Source organism: Leucobacter sp. wl10 (assembly GCF_003569785.1).
Lineage (GTDB): Bacteria > Actinomycetota > Actinomycetes > Actinomycetales > Microbacteriaceae > Leucobacter.
Genome location: NZ_KZ983987.1, coordinates 287,626 through 303,949, shown reverse-complemented (window position 1 = coordinate 303,949; position 16,324 = coordinate 287,626). Strand labels below are relative to the sequence as shown.

Below are 16,324 nucleotides of genomic sequence, written 5' to 3'. Positions count from 1 at the left end.
GAACGAAGGCGGACTACCCGGTGATGGCCCCCTCGGAGGCCGAGTGCACGAGCTTCGCGTACTTCGCCAGAACACCGCGCGTGTAGCGCGGGGGAAGCGGGGCCCAGCTTTCTCGTCGGGCCTCGAGCTCGGCGGGATCTACCAGCAGATCGAGCGTTCGTGCGACGATGTCGACCCGAATCAGGTCGCTGTCGCGAACCAGAGCGACCGGACCGCCGTCCGTCGCCTCAGGTGCGATGTGGCCGATGCAGAGGCCGGTTGTGCCGCCCGAGAATCGCCCGTCCGTCAATAGTAGTACATCTTTTCCGAGCCCCGCGCCCTTGATGGCCGCGGTGATCGCGAGCATCTCGCGCATGCCGGGGCCGCCCTTCGGGCCCTCGTAGCGGATCACCACGATGTCGCCCTTCTGGATGCGCCCCTCCTCGAGGGCGTCCATGGCGGCGCGCTCGCGCTCGAAGACGCGGGCGGGGCCCTCGAAGGTCTCGGCGTCGAAACCCGCGGTCTTCACGACGGCGCCCTGCGGCGCCAGCGATCCGCTGAGGATCGTGAGGCCGCCGGCCGCGTGCAGCGGGTCGTCGAGCTTGCGGATCACCTTGCCGTCGAGGGTAGAGTCGACGTCGGCCAGGTTCTCGGCGACCGTCTTGCCGGTGACGGTGAGCGCGTCGCCGTGCAGCAGGCCGGCCTCGAGCAGCGCCTTCATGATGACGGGCATGCCGCCCACGCGGTCGAAGTCCTCGGCGACGTAGCGGCCGAAGGGCTTCATGTCGGCCAGGTGCGGCGTCCTCGCGCCGATGCGCGTGAAGTCGTCGAGCGTCAGCTCCACCTCGGCCTCGCGCGCGATGGCGAGCAGGTGCAGCACGGCGTTGGTCGATCCGCCGAGCACCATCGCGACCGTGATGGCGTTCTCGAACGCCTGCTTGGTGAGGATGTCGCGGGTCGTGATGCCCTGGCGCAGCATGTTGACCACGGCCTCGCCCGAGCGGTGCGCGTAGTAGTCGCGGCGGCGATCTGCGCTGGGCGGTGCGGCCGAGCCGGGCAGGCTCATGCCGAGCGCCTCGGCCACGCAGGCCATCGTGTTCGCGGTGTACATGCCGCCGCAGGCGCCCTCGCCCGGAGCGATCGCGCACTCGACGCGCTTCAGGTCCTCCTCGCTGAGCGTGCCGGCGACGCAGGCGCCCACCGCCTCGAAGGCGTCGATGATCGTGACCTGCTTCTCAGTGCCGTCGGAGAGCTTGACCCAGCCGGGGGCGATGGAGCCCGCGTACAGGAAGACGGAGGCCAGGTCGAGCCGGGCCGCGGCCATGAGCATGCCGGGCAGCGACTTGTCGCAGCCCGCGAGCACCACCGTGCCGTCGAGCCGCTCCGCCATCACCACGGTCTCGACGGAGTCGGCGATGACCTCGCGCGAGACGAGCGAGAAGTGCATGCCCTCGTGGCCCATCGAGATGCCGTCGGACACGGAGATCGTGCCGAACTGCAGCGGGTAACCGCCGCCGGCGTGCACCCCCTCCTTGGCGCCCTGCGCGAGACGGTCGAGGCTGAGATTGCAGGGGGTGATCTCGTTCCAGGAGCTCGCGATGCCGATCTGGGGCTTGTCCCAGTCCTCGTCGCCCATGCCGACGGCGCGGAGCATGCCTCTCGCCGCGGCCTTCTCGATTCCATCGGTGACGTCGCGGCTGCGCGGCTTCATATCGATCTCTGCCATGCCCACCAGTGTATGCCCTCGCAGGGAACGCGACCGCCCGCCGCAGCCCGGGGTCGGCGCAGGGCGAAGCGACGGTCGTCGCGGATCCCCGGCCCGCGACGACCGAGGCCGTCCGCCGCTACTTGCCGAGGGCCGGCAGCAGCGCGAACGGCAGCGCGAAGCCGATCACCGTCGCCGCGAGACCGCCCGCGAAGGCCCACAGCTCCGCGGCGCCGAGATCCGGATTGACAGCGAAGCTCATCAGCCAGAAGCCGCCGAGGACGAGCACCATCGACAGGGCGAAGACGACCCCCGTCACCGCGCTCACCGCGCCCTGCGAGCTCTCCTCGAACAGTGCCTCGTTCCGCTTCGCCATCGCTGACCTCTCTCGAAATGATGGTGGGACGGGCATCGGCCCGCCGCTCCTCCCCCCCCAGCGTACCGCACCGACTAGGCTGGCCTCATGTCGATCGGCAAGTACGTCACGAACCCCGGGGTCATCGGCGCGGCCATGGGGGCGGTCACCACGGCCCGTCGCACGCAGTCCATGCGCAGGGACTGGCGGCGCTTCCTCGTGTGGGGAGTCTGGCTCGCCGGCCTGGCCCTCGCCGTCGCGAGCGTCGCCATGCAGGATCAGGATCACGAGTTCGACTCGGCGCGAGACGCGGAGAAGGAGCTCGAGAAGAGGCAGAGGAAGCAGAGGAAGCGGCGCGCGTAACCGCGCGGCGCTATGCTGAGAAGCGGCGCGTCGGGAAGTCTGGTCGACAGTTTTCGAGTCGACCCCTCCTGAAAGGCGCCCGATGCCTCCCTCCTCACCCCAGCGCGGCCGCCCCCGAGCCGGCCGTATTCTCGCACTCGTGAACAGGCGCGAGGCCGCGCGCGTCAGTCGGCTGCTGCGCGCCGAAGTGCCCGGCGGCATCCTCGTCATGGCGGCCGCGCTCGCCGGCTTCATAGCGGCGAACAGCCCCGTCGCCGACCGGTACTCCGCGCTGCGCGATACGCGGATCGGGCCCGGGTCGCTGGGCCTCGACCTGAGCGTGGGCAGCTGGGCATCGGACGGCCTGCTGGCGATCTTCTTCTTCATGGTGGGGCTCGAGCTGAAGCGCGAGTTCGTCTCCGGCGCGCTCCGCCGCTTCTCCACGGCCGTCGTACCCGTGGCCGCCGCGTTCGGGGGCGTGGCGGTGCCCGCGCTCGTCTACGCGGCGTTCAACGCCGGCACGCCGGCCGTGCGGGGATGGGCGATCCCCACCGCCACCGACATCGCCTTCGCGGTAGCGGTGCTGGGGCTCATCGCGCCGCGCATCCCTCCGGCGCTGCGCATGTTCCTGCTCACGCTCGCGGTCGTCGACGATCTCATCGCCATAACGATCATCGCGGTCTTCTACACAAGCGACATCGAGCTGTGGGCCCTCGCCGCCGCCGCGGCGGCGATCCTGCTCTACGCGCTCGTCGCCCGGCGCTTCGCCGCACCGCTCGCCCGCTCGCCCTGGGCGCCGTGGCTGGTGCTGCTGCCGATCGGCATCGCCGCCTGGGCGCTGGTCCACGCGTCGGGCGTCCACGCCACCATCGCGGGGGTGGCGCTGGCCTTCACAGTGCCGGTGTCGGGACGGGACGGGACACGGCTCGCCGAGATCTTGGAGCATCGCTTCCGCCCCCTGTCGAGCGGGGTCGCCGTCCCGGTGTTCGCGTTCTTCGCCGCGGGCGTCGCGGTGGGGGGCGACTCCCGGTTCCCCCTCGACCCCATCGCTCTCGGCGTCGTGGCGGGGCTCGTCCTCGGCAAGCCCATCGGCATCTCGCTCACGACGTGGCTGCTCACGCGCTTCACGCGCGCCTCGCTCGATCCATCGGTGCGCTGGCGGGAGCTGATCGGCGTCGGGGCCCTGGCCGGCGTCGGTTTCACGGTATCGCTGCTCGTGACCGAGCTGAGCTTCGAGTACGCCGCCGACGCCGACACCGCGCGCCTCGCCGTGATGGCCGGCTCGCTGCTCGCCGTGGCGGCGGCGTCGGCGTTGCTCTCGCGCCGCTGCCGCTGATGCCGCGTCCCGCATCGCCACGCCCGGAGCGCCCGCGCGGATTTTTGGCCGACGGTGAAGCGTGCTAGGGTATTTCTGTTGCCGCGAGCACAGCGAGCGCCTCTAGCTCAATTGGCAGAGCAGCTGACTCTTAATCAGCGGGTTCGGGGTTCAAGTCCCCGGGGGCGTACTGCGAGAAAGCCCGACACGATCGTGTCGGGCTTTTCGCATCCCCGCGCACCGTTCACCGCCCGTTCAATATCCGTTCAGGAAGCCGAGGCCGATGACCCAGCAGCTCCACGCCCCCTCCGCAGATCTCGCGTTCGCGCTCGAGCTCGCCGATCTCGCCGACACGATCTCGTTTCCCCGATTCCGGTCCGCCGACCTGACCGTCGAGACGAAGCCGGACCGCACCTTCGTCACGGACGCCGACCAGGCCGTCGAGGCCGCCATCCGGGCGCGCATCGGAACGGAGCGGCCGGCCGACGGGTTCTTCGGCGAGGAGTCGGGACGCGAGGATCGCGGCTCCCGCCGCTGGATCGTCGACCCCATCGACGGCACCGCCAACTTCCTGCGCGGAGTGCCCAACTGGGCAACGCTCATCGCGCTCGAGGTCGACGGCACCCCCTCCGTCGGCGTGGTCTCCGCACCGGCGTTCGGGGCTCGCTGGTGGGCGGAGACCGGCGGCGGTTCCTGGGGGCTGCGCGCCGGCGAGCAGCCCCGGCGCCTCCGGGTGTCCGCCGTCCGGGAGCTCGAACACGCGTCGCTCAGCTTCCAGAGCATCGAGCAGTGGGATCTCGCCGGGTACCTCGATCCGCTCATCGCGCTCTCGCGCGCGGTGTGGCGGGATCGCGCCTACGGCGACATGTGGTCGTACATGCTGCTGGCGGAGGGACTGCTCGACATCGTCGCGGAGTTCGACGTGAAGGCCTACGACCTCGCCGCCCTCGTGCCGATCGTGCGGGAGGCCGGCGGCAGCTTCACCGACATCGACGGCTCCGAGAGCGCTTGGAACGGCAGCTCGCTCGCCACCAACGGCGCACTGCACGAGGCGGTGCTGTCGATGGTGCGGCGCCCCTCAGCCTGACGCGGTCGCGGTCGCCACCGGCGACCGGCCTCTACACTGGTGGGGTGTCCGCTCCCTCCTCGCCTCGCACCGGGCCCGCGGCGATCGCGATCGCCGCTGCCGTCGATGCGGCCCTCGTGCTGCTCTTCGCCGGGCTCGGACGCAACGCCCACACGAGGGAGGCGACGCCGCTCGGCCTGCTCGAGACGGCCTGGCCGTTCCTCGCGGGTCTCGCGATCGCGTGGGTCGCGGCGAGGGCCTGGAGGCGTCCCCTCGCGATCGTGCGCTCGGGCGTTCCGCTGTGGGTCGGCTCCGTGGCCATCGGGATGCTGCTGCGAGCCCTCACCGGCGCCGGAACCGCCGTGCCCTTCCTGATCGTCGCCGCGTCGGCGCTCGGCGTCTTCCTCCTCGGCTGGCGCGCGATCGCGGCGCTCGTCGCCCGTCTTCGCCGCGTCTAGCGGGCGACCCGGCGCGGAGCGGCCGAGCGCGCGCCGAACCGGGTCAGGCCGAGAGCCTGGCGAGCATCTGCGCGGCGCGGTTCGAGAAGCCCCATTCGTTGTCGTACCAGGCGACGACCTTCACGTAGCGGCCGTCCACCTGGGTGAGGTCGGAGTCGAAGATGGACGAGTAGGGGTTGCCGACGATGTCGGACGACACCAGCGGGTCCTCCGAGTACTGCAGCACGCCCTCGAGCGGCCCCTCCTCCGAGGCGGTCCGGTACGCGGAGAGCACCTCGTCGAGGGTGACGGCGCGCGAGACCGTCGCGTTGAGCTCGACGATGGAGCCCACGGGCACGGGCACGCGGATCGAGGTGCCCTCGAGCTTGCCGTCGAGCTGCGGCAGCACGAGGCCGATCGCCCTCGCCGCGCCCGTCGTGGTGGGCACGATGTTCAGGGCGGCCGCGCGGGCGCGACGCGGATCCTTGTGCGGCCCGTCGATGAGGTTCTGATCCTGCGTGTACGCGTGCACCGTGGTCATGAAGCCGTGCTCGACCCCGGCGAGCCTGTCGAGCACGTCGGCCAGCGGCGCGAACGCGTTCGTGGTGCACGAGGCGTTCGAGACGATCCGGTGCTGCTCGGGATCGTAGAGGTCGTCGTTCACGCCGTAGACGACGGTGAGATCGGCGCCGGTCGCCGGAGCGCTGATGAGCACGCGCTCGGCGCCCGCCTCGAGGTGCTTGCGGGCGTCCTGGGCCTTGGTGAAGCGCCCCGTCGACTCGAGCACGACGTCGACTCCGAGCTCGCCCCACGGAAGCTGGGCGGGGTCGGACGCCGCGAACACACTGATGCGGCGTTCGTCGACTCGCAGCTCGCCGTCCGCGAACGAGACCTCGCGCTCGAGCCGGCCGTAGACGCTGTCCCACTCGAGCAGGTGAGCGAGAGTGGCGCCATCGGTGAGATCGTTGATGGCTACGACCTCGAGATCGCTCTCCTGCGCGAGCAGAGCGCGGAGCACGCCGCGCCCGATACGTCCGAAGCCATTGATTGCTACACGACCGGTCATGGATTCACGTTGCCTTTCAGATGTCGGTTCTCTTGAGCCGGTACCAGACTGGCCCGGCACCCCCGCCCGAGGCAAGTGGCGCTAATGCCATTGTTCAAAAGGATTCAGCCAACGTTCACCAGTCAGCCCCGTGCGGACCGCTCGAAGCGCGTGCGTCGCGCCCCGCGACTCATCCCTCCCGCGAGAAGGTGCGACGGTACTCTGTCGGCGTGGTGCCGAGCACCCGCCGGAAGTAGCGCCGCAGGTTGGTCGCGGTGCCGAGCCCCGCGCTCGCGGCGACCTCCTCGACTCCGAGATCGGTCTCCTCGAGCAGTTCGCGCGCGCGATCCACGCGCGCGCGCATGATCCACTGCATCGGGGTGTAGCCGGTCTCGTCGCGGAAGCGCCGCGAGAACGTGCGCGTCGAGACGCTGGCGTGCGCTGCCAGCTGCTCGATGTCGAGCGGCTCCCCGAGGCGCCGCAGCGCCCACTCCCGGGTGCGGGTGAAGCGTTCGCCGTGCGACTCGGGCACGCTCTGCGGCACGTACTGCGCCTGGCCACCGCTGCGGTAGGGGGCCGCGACCAGGCGCCGCGCCGCGTGGTTCGCCGTCGCCATGCCCGCCTCCTTGCGCAGGATGTGCAGGCAGAGATCGATGCCCGAGGCGGCGCCGGCGGAGGTGAGCACCGATCCCTCGTCGACGAACAGCACCCGCTCGTCGACCTGGATCTTCGGAAACCGTTCGGCGAGGATGCGCGAGTAGTGCCAGTGCGTGGTGGCGCGCCGGCCGTCGAGCAGCCCCGTCTCGGCGAGCGCGAAGGCGCCGGTCGAGATCGCGGCGAGGCGGGCGCCGCGCGCGTGCGCGCGCTGCAGCGCCTCGGTGAGCGCCTCGGGCGGCGCATCTCGATCGGGATGCCGATAGCCCGGCACGAAGACGAGGTCGGCCTTCTCGAGCGCCTCGAGACCGTGCTCGACGTGATACGACAGCCCGTCGCCGCCCGCGATCGGGCCGGGCCGCACACCGCACACGTCCACCGAGTACGGCATGCTGGCCCGAGTGGTGAACACCTGAGTCGGAATACCGACGTCGAGGGGTTTGGCCCCCTCCTGCACGACGACCGCGACCCGCCTCATGGCGCCCAGCCTACCCGCGGTCGGCCGGGCGCCGCGTCACGGGCCTCGAGTCACGGGCCTCGAGTCACCGGGCCGGCGGGCCGCCCCATCCGTCCCGGGCGCCGGGCATCGCCTCGTCGACGTCGCCGTAGCACTCCACCTCCGTGACGAGCCCCCGGATGAACGTCGCGAAGTTCGGAGCGACCCGCGTGATGCCGTAGTCGCCCTCCTGGTCGATATGCGCGACGGAGGGATCTCCCGCCGGCCCGCACTCCCGGTAGTCGAGGGCGAGCATCTCGCGCCCCCCGCTCGGAGTATCGGCGAAGTAGACGCCGATCCCCGGATACCCCCACTCGGAGAGCATGAAGGTGCCGCCGATCTCGCCGAGCAACGAGTATCGGGCGGTGCGCCCGATCGCGTAGATCCCGGCGACCATGACGACCTCGATGCATCGCGGATCCGCGTGGTGCAGCTGATAGCAGCACCGCGCGGCTCCCCCGCCGTTGCGGCTCCCCGGCATCCGGGCGAACTCGACGAACGAGTCGGGCAACCGGTAGCCGAGCTCGACCTCCACGGCTGCGACCAGGTCGTCGGAGGGCGCGGGCTCCGTGTAGTTCGCGGCGTAGTACTCGTGATCGTCCCAGAACCCGCCGAGGTCGAAGCCGTCGAAGTGACCGGTGGTGCGTGTGCTCATGGGATGCTCTCTCTGCGGACGTGCGGCGTCGATCGAGAACCGGACGATCCGGTGGATCGGGGCGCCCCGAGATCCTCCGCCGAGCCGGTTTCGTCACCAGTCCAGTGTGCGACACCGCGGTTCCCGCGTAAAGGGCGGGCTCCGCCGAGCCCGGGCCCGCGGCGTCGACACGCGGGTCCCGAGAACGAGGGCGGCCCCCTGTCCGGCCCGATGGCCTCCTAGGATCCGCCCGGCCCCTCATGCGAGGAGCCGGGGTCGATCCTCACGCCTAGAGCCAGCAGGATGAGATCGTCCGGATGATTCGGGTCCCTCCCCGAAAGCTCGCGAATGCGGTCCAGCCGGTAACGGACCGTATTCGGTTGAACGCTCAGCTCTTCGGCGGTGCGGGTCAGGTTGAGGCGGTGCAGTATGTACGCCCGGAGGGTGTCCGACAGCTTCGATCCGTGCTTGCGATCGTACGCGATGAGCGGGGCGACGGTCTCGGCGTGCACGACGTCCCCCAACCCAGATCTGTCGATCACGCTCTGCAGCAGGACATCTGTGTAGAAATAGGCTCGCCGATCTCCTCGAGCATATGCCACTCGAGAAGCGTCCGCGGCCTCACGATACGCCGTGGCGACCTGCGCCTCCCCCTCGTGGGCGCGGCTCACGCCGACGACAAATGCATCGAGTGATCTGGCCAGGTCATCGGCGACCTCGCGTATGGAGAGCTTGCGCTCCTCCGGCATGGGAAGCACGACGACGATCTCATCCTCGCGGAGTCCGATGAGGGGGCGGTACCGGGGGTCTCGAGCGAGGAAGCGACGGACGGCCGCCAGGCCGTCCCGGGTATCGTGCGGTTCGCTCGCGGTCGAGTGACGTCTGCGCAGAAGGAGCACGCGGTGCTCCTGGCGGAGATGCGTTCCCAGACGAGTCAGGTAGCTGGCGACGCGCTCCGATATCAGAGAACTCGAGAGGAGTTCCTCGAGCGCGTCTCGTTCAGCGAGCTGACGATCTTGGATGACGTCTTCAGCCTCTTCGAGATAGGAGTTGGCGACCGCCAGGGAGACCCGATTGACGTAGCGCATGACCTCTCCGGCGACGGTGAAGCCGGTCGCCGGAGAGGTCTGGCATACGGGGAGACGAGCGATCTCGTTCCAGACCACCTGCCCCCACACGCGATATGCGTGGAGCAGGGCTTGCACGGATACTCCCTGACGGAAACGTCTGACGGCGCTATTGCGGAACTCTTCGAGGCTGCGGGCCTCATCGACTTCACCGCTCAACCACGACAGAAGCGTGAGCAGGTTTCTGCGGGCCATGTCGGCCACATCTCTGCTGAGGTATCCCTCGGGGAGCGACCGGTAGTCGACGATCTCGTCCGTATACGCCTCCAACAGCCTCTCGCCTATCGCTTCGGCGTTGTCAGCCAGATGCTGGATGACCGGGAGCAGGAGAGGGTCCGAGAGTACTTCGCTCCCCTGCTTCCCCTGTGGGTTCATCGCCTCATTGTCCCACAGGAGCACCCGGCGGCCTCCTGCTCACTGGAGTCGCAACAGGATGGCCTGCCCCTGCCCCCCGCCTCCGCACATGGTGGCGACTCCGTGTTCGACTCCGCGTCGTTGCATCTCGAGGGCGAGACTCATGGTGATGCGGAACCCCGATGCGCCGAGCGGATGACCGATCGCGATGGCACCGCCGTTGACGTTCACCGTGTCGAGATCCAGCGCCAGGTCGCGCGAGGTTGCGAGCGCCACGCCTGCGAATGCTTCGTTCACCTCCCAAAGACCGATATCGCTCGTGCTCATACCGGCCTGCGCGAGAAGACGTCGTGCCGCGGCCGCGGGTTTGAGGTGCAGCGAGGGGTCGGGCCCGGCGACCGTGCTGGAGGCGACGATTTCGACGATCGGCTTTCGACCGAGGGCCTTCGCCAGCGACGCGGTGATAACGAGTCCGGCGGATCCCGCGTCGGACATCTGAGACGCATTGCCGGCTGTGACTGTTCCACCGGCCGTGAAGGCCGATCGAAGTCGCTGGAGCGACTCGATACTCGAATCGGGCCGAATGCCTTCGTCGGTGTCGAGCTCGGGCATCGGCGAGATCTCGGCGGCCAGGTTGCCGTTCTCGGTCGCCGCTCGAGCACGTCGATGGCTCTCGACAGCATACGCATCCTGGTCTGCACGGGAGATATCGAGCTCGGCGTTTGCACGATCGGCGATCGGCCCCATGCCCGAGTCGGATACGGCGCACCAGAGACCGTCTTTCATGAGCAGATCGACGGCCGACGCGTCTCCGACCCTGGGCGCCTGCCTGATCTGAAGAGCATGAGGCGCCCTGCTCATCGAGTCGAAGCCGCCGACCACCGCCGACTCCATTTCGCCCGCTCGGATCATGGTCGCGGCCATGCCAGCCGCGTACATGCTGGCGAGGCAGACGTTGTTGAGGGTGATCGCAGGCACCGTCGCAGGGAGGCCGCCGCGGATCGCGGCCGAGCGAGCCGGATTCTGGCCGTTGCCGGCTTGCAGCACGTTAGCCATGAACACGTGCTCGGGCGTGATGTCCTCGACCCCCTCGAGCGCTGCGCGGACCGCGGCGCCACCGAGATCGAGTGGATCGATGTCTTTCAACGCACCGTTGAACCTCCCTACGGGCGTACGGGCTGCCGTGACAAGTACGGGCTTCCGGGATTCGTTGGACATGAATCGTGCTCCTATCAGTGCGTCCGGGTGTGAAGAGGAAGAGCCGACCGCCGTCTGCGCCGAACGGCGATGACGGCGGGCGAATCCGCTGCGCCTATCGGCTCAGAGACATGGTGTAGCAAACCGCTGTTCCTGTCAGAACGACCGTTCCGTCATCGCGGACCACCTCGGTCTTGATCTTCGTCACCGGCTTGTCCTGACGGGCTTCGACGACCTCGACCCGTCCCGTGATGGTGTCACCCGGGCGAACCGGGGCCTGGAAGTCCCAATTGACGTTCAAGAAAACGGTGCCGGGGCCTGGAAGCTTTTCAGCAACGACGGCGTTCAGAATCGCACTGGTGACCCCGCCTTGGACGACGATCTCTCCGAAACGAGAGTTCCTCGCCGCTTCCTCGTCGTAGTGGATCGGGTTCTCATCACCGCTGATCGCGGTGAATCTCACGATGTCGTCCTGCGTGACTACGCGCGACATTTCAGCAGTCCGGCCCACCGCAGGGCCGTTGACGGTCTCATCGCTCATGCTGAGCCTCTCCTTCTGGTTGGAATTGCGGAACGGGTATACGGGGTGCTCGGCTTCCGCGTCACGCGGCGCCTCGCTCGAGAGACGCGAGGGCCAGCGGCCGGGGGTCGCGCCGCATGAACATCGCAACGCCGCCGACGACGGGTCCTATGGCCAGCACGAGGAAGGCGTACTGCCATCCGAAGGCCTGCGCCACCAGCGGTACCAGCTGAATCGTGACGACAGTGATCAGGAACCCTATGGTCGTCTGCGCGGTCAGCGCGGTCCCGACGTATCTCGGGTCCACGCTCTCGCTGAGGGACGTCGAGAAGACCCCCGAATCGGCGATGACGGAACTCCCCCAGATGACGAGGAAGACGATCATCGCGGGGCCGGTCACCGCGAACATGACCGGAGAAATCAGGCAAGACGCACCGCTGACCGCAAGCGCGGACACGGCTGCGAGTCGTCGCCCGAATCGGTCGGCCAGCCACCCGCCGATCAGGCAGCCCGCGACACCCGCCACTCCGATGGCCAGGAAGGTCGTCACGCCGATGCCGGCTGCGCTCGAGGGCTCGCCGGCGGCCTTCCGGCTGGCGAGCAAGAAGGTGGGAAGCCAGGTCCAGAAGGCATAGAGCTCCCACATGTGCCCGAAGTAGCCGAGGTTCGCGAGCAGCGGTCCTCGAGAGCGAAACCCCGCCCAGGCATGCCGGATTCTTGGCACGGATTGCAGGGAACTCGTGTGGGGACCCGATCGGAGCCCTGTCAGCGCGATCACCCCGGCGGCGATGGTGATGCCGCTCGCGATGAGGAGCACGCCCCGCCACGGAAGGGCGTCTGCGAGCCCGGTGAGCAGGTGCGGCATCCCCGACCCGAGCGTGAGCGCGCCCAGAAGCAGCCCGAATGCCGTGCCTCGTTCTTTCGACGATGCCCAGCTCGCCATCACCTTCATGCCCATCGGGTAGAGGCCGGCGAGGAAGACTCCCGTCAGGAACCGCGTCGCTATCGCACCCCAGAACTCCAGGGGCACGAGCGCGAGGCTCGCGGTGGTCACGCCCGCGCCGAATGCCGAGAGGCCCATGATGCGCTGAGGCTCGAAGCGGTCGCCCAGGGTGAGAAGCGACGACACGATGCCGCCCGTGACGAATCCGATTTGCACTGAAGCCGTGAGCCATACGGCTGCGAGTTGCCCTATTCCCAGTTCCGTCCGAAGCGCCGACAATACCGCTGTTGCGGAGAACCACACGGTGAGCCCCATGGCCACCACGGCTCCCAGCAGCAGCATCTGCCGACGCTTCATCATGGTCGTCACCGGGAATCTGAAACTCGCGCCGACAGCCCCGAGGCCTCGCCGCCGGCGACCGAGCCGGCGCCCGCAGTCCGCGCGCCGATGGCTATGCCGACTGGCGCATGCCGGGCTCCGCTCCGGTTACCCCGATGGGTCTCCGGCGAAAGCGCAGTCGCCGCGATGGTGACGAGACTCACGGCAATCATGTAGAGCACGACAGCCCAGGGCCGATTGTCGGCCAGCTGGAGCAGGTAGACCGCGAGGACCGGAGATACCGCTCCGGCGACCGTCGAAGCGGCCTGATACCCGAGCGAGGTGCCGGTGTAACGGACCTTCGGATCGAACATCTCGGTCATGAACGCCGCTTGAGGGCCGTACATCGCGTCATGGAAGACCATCGCGATCACGATGGCCGCACCGATGAGGATGACGTTCCTCGTATCGAGGAGCATGAACATCGGATAGGCGAATACCGCGGACGCGATAGCACCGAAAAGATAGACCCGCCTACGTCCGTACTGGTCCGATAGCCACCCGAAGAGCATGAGCGTGAACACGCTGACGACGCAGGCGATCATGATGCCCGCCAGCGCCACGTCATCGCTCATGCCCAGCGAATCGCCAACATACGTCAGCACGAAGACCGTGATGATGTAGAAGATCGCATTCTGGGAGATCTTCACCCCCGCGGCCAGGAGGAGGCTGCGCCACTGGGTCCGGAACATCTCGGCGACCGGGAACTTGGCGACCTCTTCGGCCTCCTTGACCCTGGTGAAGTCGGGGGTCTCCTCCATCTTCAAGCGAATCACCAGCCCGACGGCGATCAGCAGAGCCGAACCGAGGAAGCCCACTCGCCAGCCCCACGCGATGAACTGCTCAGGACCGATCGTGAGACCGGTGATCATGATCACGGCGTTCGCCATGAACAACCCGACGGGCACTCCGACTTGCGGCCATGAACCGGCCAGACCTCTCCGCGTTGACGGGGCGTGCTCGACGGCAACGAGCACGGCTCCGCCCCACTCTCCTCCGACCCCGAATCCTTGGATGAGGCGCAGTGTCACGAGCAGTATGGGCGCCCACACTCCTATGGAGGCGTAAGTCGGGAGCAGCCCGATCAGCGTGGTGGCGATACCCATGGTCATCAGTGAGAGCACCAGCATGGATTTTCGGCCGATGCGATCGCCGAAGTGGCCCATGACGACGCCACCGAGCGGTCGGGCGATGAAGCCTGCTGAGAAGGTCAGCAACGCGAGCAGCGTGCCCGTCGGCCCGTCGAAGCCGGTGAAGAAGACCTGGTTGAAGACCAGCGCCGCGGCCGTGCCGTAGAGATAGAAGTCGTACCATTCGATGGCGGTCCCGATGAAGCTGCCCCACTTGGCGCGCCTCGCCATTTCCGGGGAGCTCTCCCGCGCTTCGTCGTCGAGTGTGTCCACAGTTGACATATCCTGACCTCCTTGTCAGTCGGCCTCATCGGCCTTGTCTTGCCGGTTCCGTATCAGTCGGAAGCCGCTGGTGCGAAAGTGATAAGGGTCTGGCCGAGCTGTTCGTCGCGGGTGGGGCGTAGCACGACGTCCATCCCGACGGCCACCCCGTCCGGGGCGCAGTCGATGAGACGCGTCATGAGGCGGGGGCCCTCCTCGAGCTCGACGAGTGCGATCGTGTACGGTGTTTCGCCCGCCCAGGCGGGGTGACCGGGCTTCTCGACCACGGTGAAGGTCCACACCGTGCCGCGGCCCGAAGCCGCTTGCCATTCGAGTTGCTCCGACCAGCAGCCGGTGCAGATGTTGCGGGGGTAGTGCTGTCGATGACCACAGTCCCGGCAGCGCTGGATGAGGAGTTCGTCGTCGTTCGCTGCGTCCCAGAAGCGCTGGGTGAGCGGAGTGGTGACCAGGCCGGGGCGCGGGGGCGCACCTGCCGGATCGCTCCGCGTCGAGTTCTTCGCGTCGTTCATCGCCTCTGCTCCAATCGTGCCGTTCACGCCCGCGAGCTTCCGAGGACCAACGCGACCTCTTCGCTCAGGGTCGCTCCGTTACCGGTGACGAGCGCCAGCTCGGGATCCTGAATCTGTCGACCCTCGGCGTCACCTCGAAGCTGCAGCACTGCCTCGACCAGGTGCCCCATCCCCCCGGCCAGATCCGCCTGACCCGTCGACAGCTGACCGCCGTGCGGGTTGATCGGCAAGGTCGAGCTGATCGAGAAGTCCGCTTCTTCCAGCCACGGTCCCGCTTCGCCTTTCGCGCAGACCCCGGCATCCTCGAGCGTCTCAGCGACCACGATCGAGTAGCAGTCGTAGATCGACAGGAGGTCCAGGTCGCTCGCGCTGACGGAAGCCATGCGGTACGCGCGACCCACGGCTTGCGACAGGGGGGAGGTGGTCAGCCCGGGAGCCTGACTCAGCGCTCGGTGGGTGACCTTCTCGCCCGCACCGAGCAAGTACACCGGCTTTCTTCGAAGGTCAGCCGCTCGTTCCGGAGAGGTCACGACGACCGCCGCCCCGCCGCCGCACGGCATCACCACCTCGAGCAGATGCAGTGGGGACATCACCATCGGCGACTTCAGTACGTCGTCTACGGTGATCTCCTTTCCGTGGAAGACGGCATTCGGGTTCAGCATCGCGTTCCTGCGCTGCTTCACCGGCACCTGCGCCAGCTGTTCCGAGGTCGTTCCGAACTCGGCCATGTGCGCCTGAGCGACCATCGCATACGCCTGATTGGCGCCACTCGCGCCATACGGCACGTCGAACTCTCGTATGGGGTTGCGATTGGGCGAGCGTGGGACCCGTTCGAGGTCTCGAGCGTTTCCGAGAACGCAGAGCACGGTGCTGCACATTCCGGCGGAAATCGCGGCCGCGGCGCGCCACAGCATTCCGGGCCCCGAGGCTCCGCCGAGATCCACGATGTCGGCGAAGTCCGGCTGAAGCCCCAGGTATTCGGACACCGCGGCCGGAGCGTGCTGGGGCGTCTCGCCGACCTGAGGGCCGATCATGAGCCCGTCGACGTCCTGAGGGGTCAGTCCGGCGTCGACCAGAGCGCCCTTGGCGGCGCGGGCGATCATCTCGAGGCTCGTGACGCCGGGCGTGGTGCGCTGAGGAGGGAGTTCGAAGGCGCCGACGATAGCCGCGTTCCTCATACCGCGGCACCCTCCAGTACTCGGAGCTCGGCATCGACGATGAGAGGCGCCCCGGTCGCGGCGACGACCTCGTCGACGGTGAGACCGTCGGCGACCTCGCGCAGGACGAGCCCGTCATCGGTCACGTCCATCACGCCGTAGCTCGTGATGATCATGGAAACGACGCCGGCCCCGGTGAGCGGCAGCGTGCACTCCTCGAGCACGCGCTGTTCACCGTCCTTCGTGAGGTGCTCCATGAGCACGATGACCCGCTTCGCGCCGTGCACGAGGTCCATCGCACCCCCGGGCCCCTTGATCATCTTGCCCGGCACTGTCCAATTCGCAAGATCGCCGTGAGCGGATACCTGCATGCCTCCGAGCACCGTGACGTCGAGCTTTCCGCCGCGAGCCATGCCGAAGCTCATGGAGGAGTCGAAGAAGGCGGCGCCCGGGATGACGGTCACCGTCTCTTTTCCGGCGTTGATGAGCTTGGGGTCTTCCTCCCCTTCGTAGGGGTACGGTCCGACGCCGAGGATGCCGTTCTCCGAATGCATGATGATTTCGCGTCCCTCGGGAAGGTGGTTGGGAATGAGCGTCGGCAGCCCGATGCCGAGATTCACGTAGCCGCCCTCGGGCAGTTCGAGTGCCGCGCGGGCAGCCATGTCGTTTCTTGTCCAAGTCATGATGGTCTCCGGATTC

Annotated in this window: 17 protein-coding genes and 1 tRNA gene; 5 read left to right on the top strand and 13 right to left on the bottom strand. The window is 68.2% G+C overall.

Going from position 1 to position 16,324, the window contains the following annotated elements; all coding sequences use genetic code 11:
• Window positions 1-13 precede the first annotated feature (13 nt).
• Together ilvD and D1J51_RS01445 are read right to left on the bottom strand one after the other, a co-directional pair.
• Window positions 14-1,705 (bottom strand): dihydroxy-acid dehydratase, encoded by a 1,692-nt coding sequence (gene ilvD, locus D1J51_RS01450; protein WP_119073384.1) that lies wholly within the window; start codon window positions 1,703-1,705, stop codon window positions 14-16.
• Between the two features lie 118 nt (window positions 1,706-1,823).
• Complete coding sequence (locus tag D1J51_RS01445; RefSeq protein ID WP_119073383.1) at window positions 1,824-2,060, bottom strand: hypothetical protein; 237 nt, start codon at window positions 2,058-2,060, stop codon at window positions 1,824-1,826.
• Between the two features lie 87 nt (window positions 2,061-2,147).
• On the opposite strand from D1J51_RS01445, the gene D1J51_RS01440 reads away from it, so the two are divergent.
• The 5 genes from D1J51_RS01440 to D1J51_RS01420 all read left to right on the top strand — a co-directional run bounded on the left by D1J51_RS01440 (window position 2,148) and on the right by D1J51_RS01420 (window position 5,220).
• Entirely contained in the window at window positions 2,148-2,402 is a 255-nt protein-coding gene (locus tag D1J51_RS01440; protein ID WP_119073382.1) for a hypothetical protein, read from the top strand.
• A 139-nt stretch (window positions 2,403-2,541) separates the two neighbouring features.
• A complete protein-coding gene (gene nhaA / locus D1J51_RS01435; RefSeq protein ID WP_240422748.1) occupies window positions 2,542-3,717 on the top strand; it encodes a Na+/H+ antiporter NhaA in 1,176 nt (391 codons plus the stop codon).
• Window positions 3,718-3,813: 96 nt separating this feature from the next.
• Window positions 3,814-3,886: transfer RNA gene (locus D1J51_RS01430), tRNA-Lys, on the top strand.
• Window positions 3,887-3,979: 93 nt separating this feature from the next.
• Window positions 3,980-4,783: an inositol monophosphatase family protein gene (locus D1J51_RS01425; RefSeq protein ID WP_119073380.1), complete on the top strand. Its 804-nt coding sequence runs from the start codon at window positions 3,980-3,982 to the stop codon at window positions 4,781-4,783.
• Window positions 4,784-4,827: 44 nt separating this feature from the next.
• A complete protein-coding gene (locus tag D1J51_RS01420) occupies window positions 4,828-5,220 on the top strand; it encodes a DUF3054 domain-containing protein (RefSeq protein WP_162903603.1) in 393 nt (130 codons plus the stop codon).
• Window positions 5,221-5,263: 43 nt separating this feature from the next.
• Here D1J51_RS01420 and gap read toward each other — a convergent pair whose 3' ends face one another.
• The 11 genes from gap to D1J51_RS01365 all read right to left on the bottom strand — a co-directional run bounded on the left by gap (window position 5,264) and on the right by D1J51_RS01365 (window position 16,308).
• Window positions 5,264-6,265: a type I glyceraldehyde-3-phosphate dehydrogenase gene (gene gap / locus D1J51_RS01415; RefSeq protein WP_119073378.1), complete on the bottom strand. Its 1,002-nt coding sequence runs from the start codon at window positions 6,263-6,265 to the stop codon at window positions 5,264-5,266.
• Between the two features lie 169 nt (window positions 6,266-6,434).
• Window positions 6,435-7,376, bottom strand: a complete 942-nt coding sequence (locus tag D1J51_RS01410) for a GlxA family transcriptional regulator (RefSeq protein ID WP_119073377.1) — start codon at window positions 7,374-7,376, stop codon at window positions 6,435-6,437.
• 64 nt (window positions 7,377-7,440) lie between these two features.
• Window positions 7,441-8,049 (bottom strand): SMI1/KNR4 family protein, encoded by a 609-nt coding sequence (locus tag D1J51_RS01405; RefSeq protein ID WP_119073376.1) that lies wholly within the window; start codon window positions 8,047-8,049, stop codon window positions 7,441-7,443.
• Window positions 8,050-8,267: 218 nt separating this feature from the next.
• Window positions 8,268-9,530 (bottom strand): PucR family transcriptional regulator, encoded by a 1,263-nt coding sequence (locus D1J51_RS01400; RefSeq protein ID WP_162903602.1) that lies wholly within the window; start codon window positions 9,528-9,530, stop codon window positions 8,268-8,270.
• Window positions 9,531-9,569: 39 nt separating this feature from the next.
• Window positions 9,570-10,727, bottom strand: coding sequence for an acetyl-CoA C-acyltransferase (locus tag D1J51_RS01395; RefSeq protein ID WP_119073374.1), 1,158 nt, complete (start codon window positions 10,725-10,727; stop codon window positions 9,570-9,572).
• A 94-nt stretch (window positions 10,728-10,821) separates the two neighbouring features.
• Entirely contained in the window at window positions 10,822-11,247 is a 426-nt protein-coding gene (locus D1J51_RS01390) for a MaoC family dehydratase (protein ID WP_119073373.1), read from the bottom strand.
• Window positions 11,248-11,308: 61 nt separating this feature from the next.
• Window positions 11,309-12,529, bottom strand: a complete 1,221-nt coding sequence (locus tag D1J51_RS01385; protein WP_205547624.1) for an MFS transporter — start codon at window positions 12,527-12,529, stop codon at window positions 11,309-11,311.
• A 5-nt stretch (window positions 12,530-12,534) separates the two neighbouring features.
• Window positions 12,535-13,959 carry an MFS transporter gene (locus D1J51_RS01380; protein ID WP_119073372.1) on the bottom strand — a complete coding sequence of 475 codons (1,425 nt, stop codon included), beginning with the start codon at window positions 13,957-13,959 and terminating at the stop codon, window positions 12,535-12,537.
• Between the two features lie 53 nt (window positions 13,960-14,012).
• A complete protein-coding gene (locus D1J51_RS01375; protein ID WP_205547622.1) occupies window positions 14,013-14,495 on the bottom strand; it encodes a Zn-ribbon domain-containing OB-fold protein in 483 nt (160 codons plus the stop codon).
• Window positions 14,492-15,571, bottom strand: coding sequence for a thiolase family protein (locus tag D1J51_RS01370; protein ID WP_205547620.1), 1,080 nt, complete (start codon window positions 15,569-15,571; stop codon window positions 14,492-14,494). The genes D1J51_RS01375 and D1J51_RS01370 overlap by 4 nt, the downstream gene beginning before the upstream one ends.
• Before the next feature lie 71 nt (window positions 15,572-15,642).
• Window positions 15,643-16,308: a CoA transferase subunit B gene (locus D1J51_RS01365; protein ID WP_119073369.1), complete on the bottom strand. Its 666-nt coding sequence runs from the start codon at window positions 16,306-16,308 to the stop codon at window positions 15,643-15,645.
• Window positions 16,309-16,324: the final 16 nt, after the last annotated feature.

Bases quoted from the DNA above. Each gene is read 5' to 3' on its own strand.
- gap (WP_119073378.1), bottom strand. From the start codon at position 6,265: ATGACCGGTCGTGTAGCAATCAATGGCTTCGGACGTATCGGGCGCGGC.
- D1J51_RS01380 (WP_119073372.1), bottom strand. From the start codon at position 13,959: ATGTCAACTGTGGACACACTCGACGACGAAGCGCGGGAGAGCTCCCCG.
- D1J51_RS01395 (WP_119073374.1), bottom strand. From the start codon at position 10,727: ATGTCCAACGAATCCCGGAAGCCCGTACTTGTCACGGCAGCCCGTACG.
- D1J51_RS01385 (WP_205547624.1), bottom strand. From the start codon at position 12,529: ATGATGAAGCGTCGGCAGATGCTGCTGCTGGGAGCCGTGGTGGCCATG.
- D1J51_RS01445 (WP_119073383.1), bottom strand. From the start codon at position 2,060: ATGGCGAAGCGGAACGAGGCACTGTTCGAGGAGAGCTCGCAGGGCGCG.
- D1J51_RS01405 (WP_119073376.1), bottom strand. From the start codon at position 8,049: ATGAGCACACGCACCACCGGTCACTTCGACGGCTTCGACCTCGGCGGG.
- D1J51_RS01390 (WP_119073373.1), bottom strand. From the start codon at position 11,247: ATGAGCGATGAGACCGTCAACGGCCCTGCGGTGGGCCGGACTGCTGAA.
- D1J51_RS01400 (WP_162903602.1), bottom strand. From the start codon at position 9,530: ATGAACCCACAGGGGAAGCAGGGGAGCGAAGTACTCTCGGACCCTCTC.
- D1J51_RS01365 (WP_119073369.1), bottom strand. From the start codon at position 16,308: ATGACTTGGACAAGAAACGACATGGCTGCCCGCGCGGCACTCGAACTG.
- D1J51_RS01425 (WP_119073380.1), top strand. From the start codon at position 3,980: ATGACCCAGCAGCTCCACGCCCCCTCCGCAGATCTCGCGTTCGCGCTC.
- D1J51_RS01370 (WP_205547620.1), bottom strand. From the start codon at position 15,571: ATGATCGCCCGCGCCGCCAAGGGCGCTCTGGTCGACGCCGGACTGACC.
- ilvD (WP_119073384.1), bottom strand. From the start codon at position 1,705: ATGGCAGAGATCGATATGAAGCCGCGCAGCCGCGACGTCACCGATGGA.
- D1J51_RS01410 (WP_119073377.1), bottom strand. From the start codon at position 7,376: ATGAGGCGGGTCGCGGTCGTCGTGCAGGAGGGGGCCAAACCCCTCGAC.
- D1J51_RS01440 (WP_119073382.1), top strand. From the start codon at position 2,148: ATGTCGATCGGCAAGTACGTCACGAACCCCGGGGTCATCGGCGCGGCC.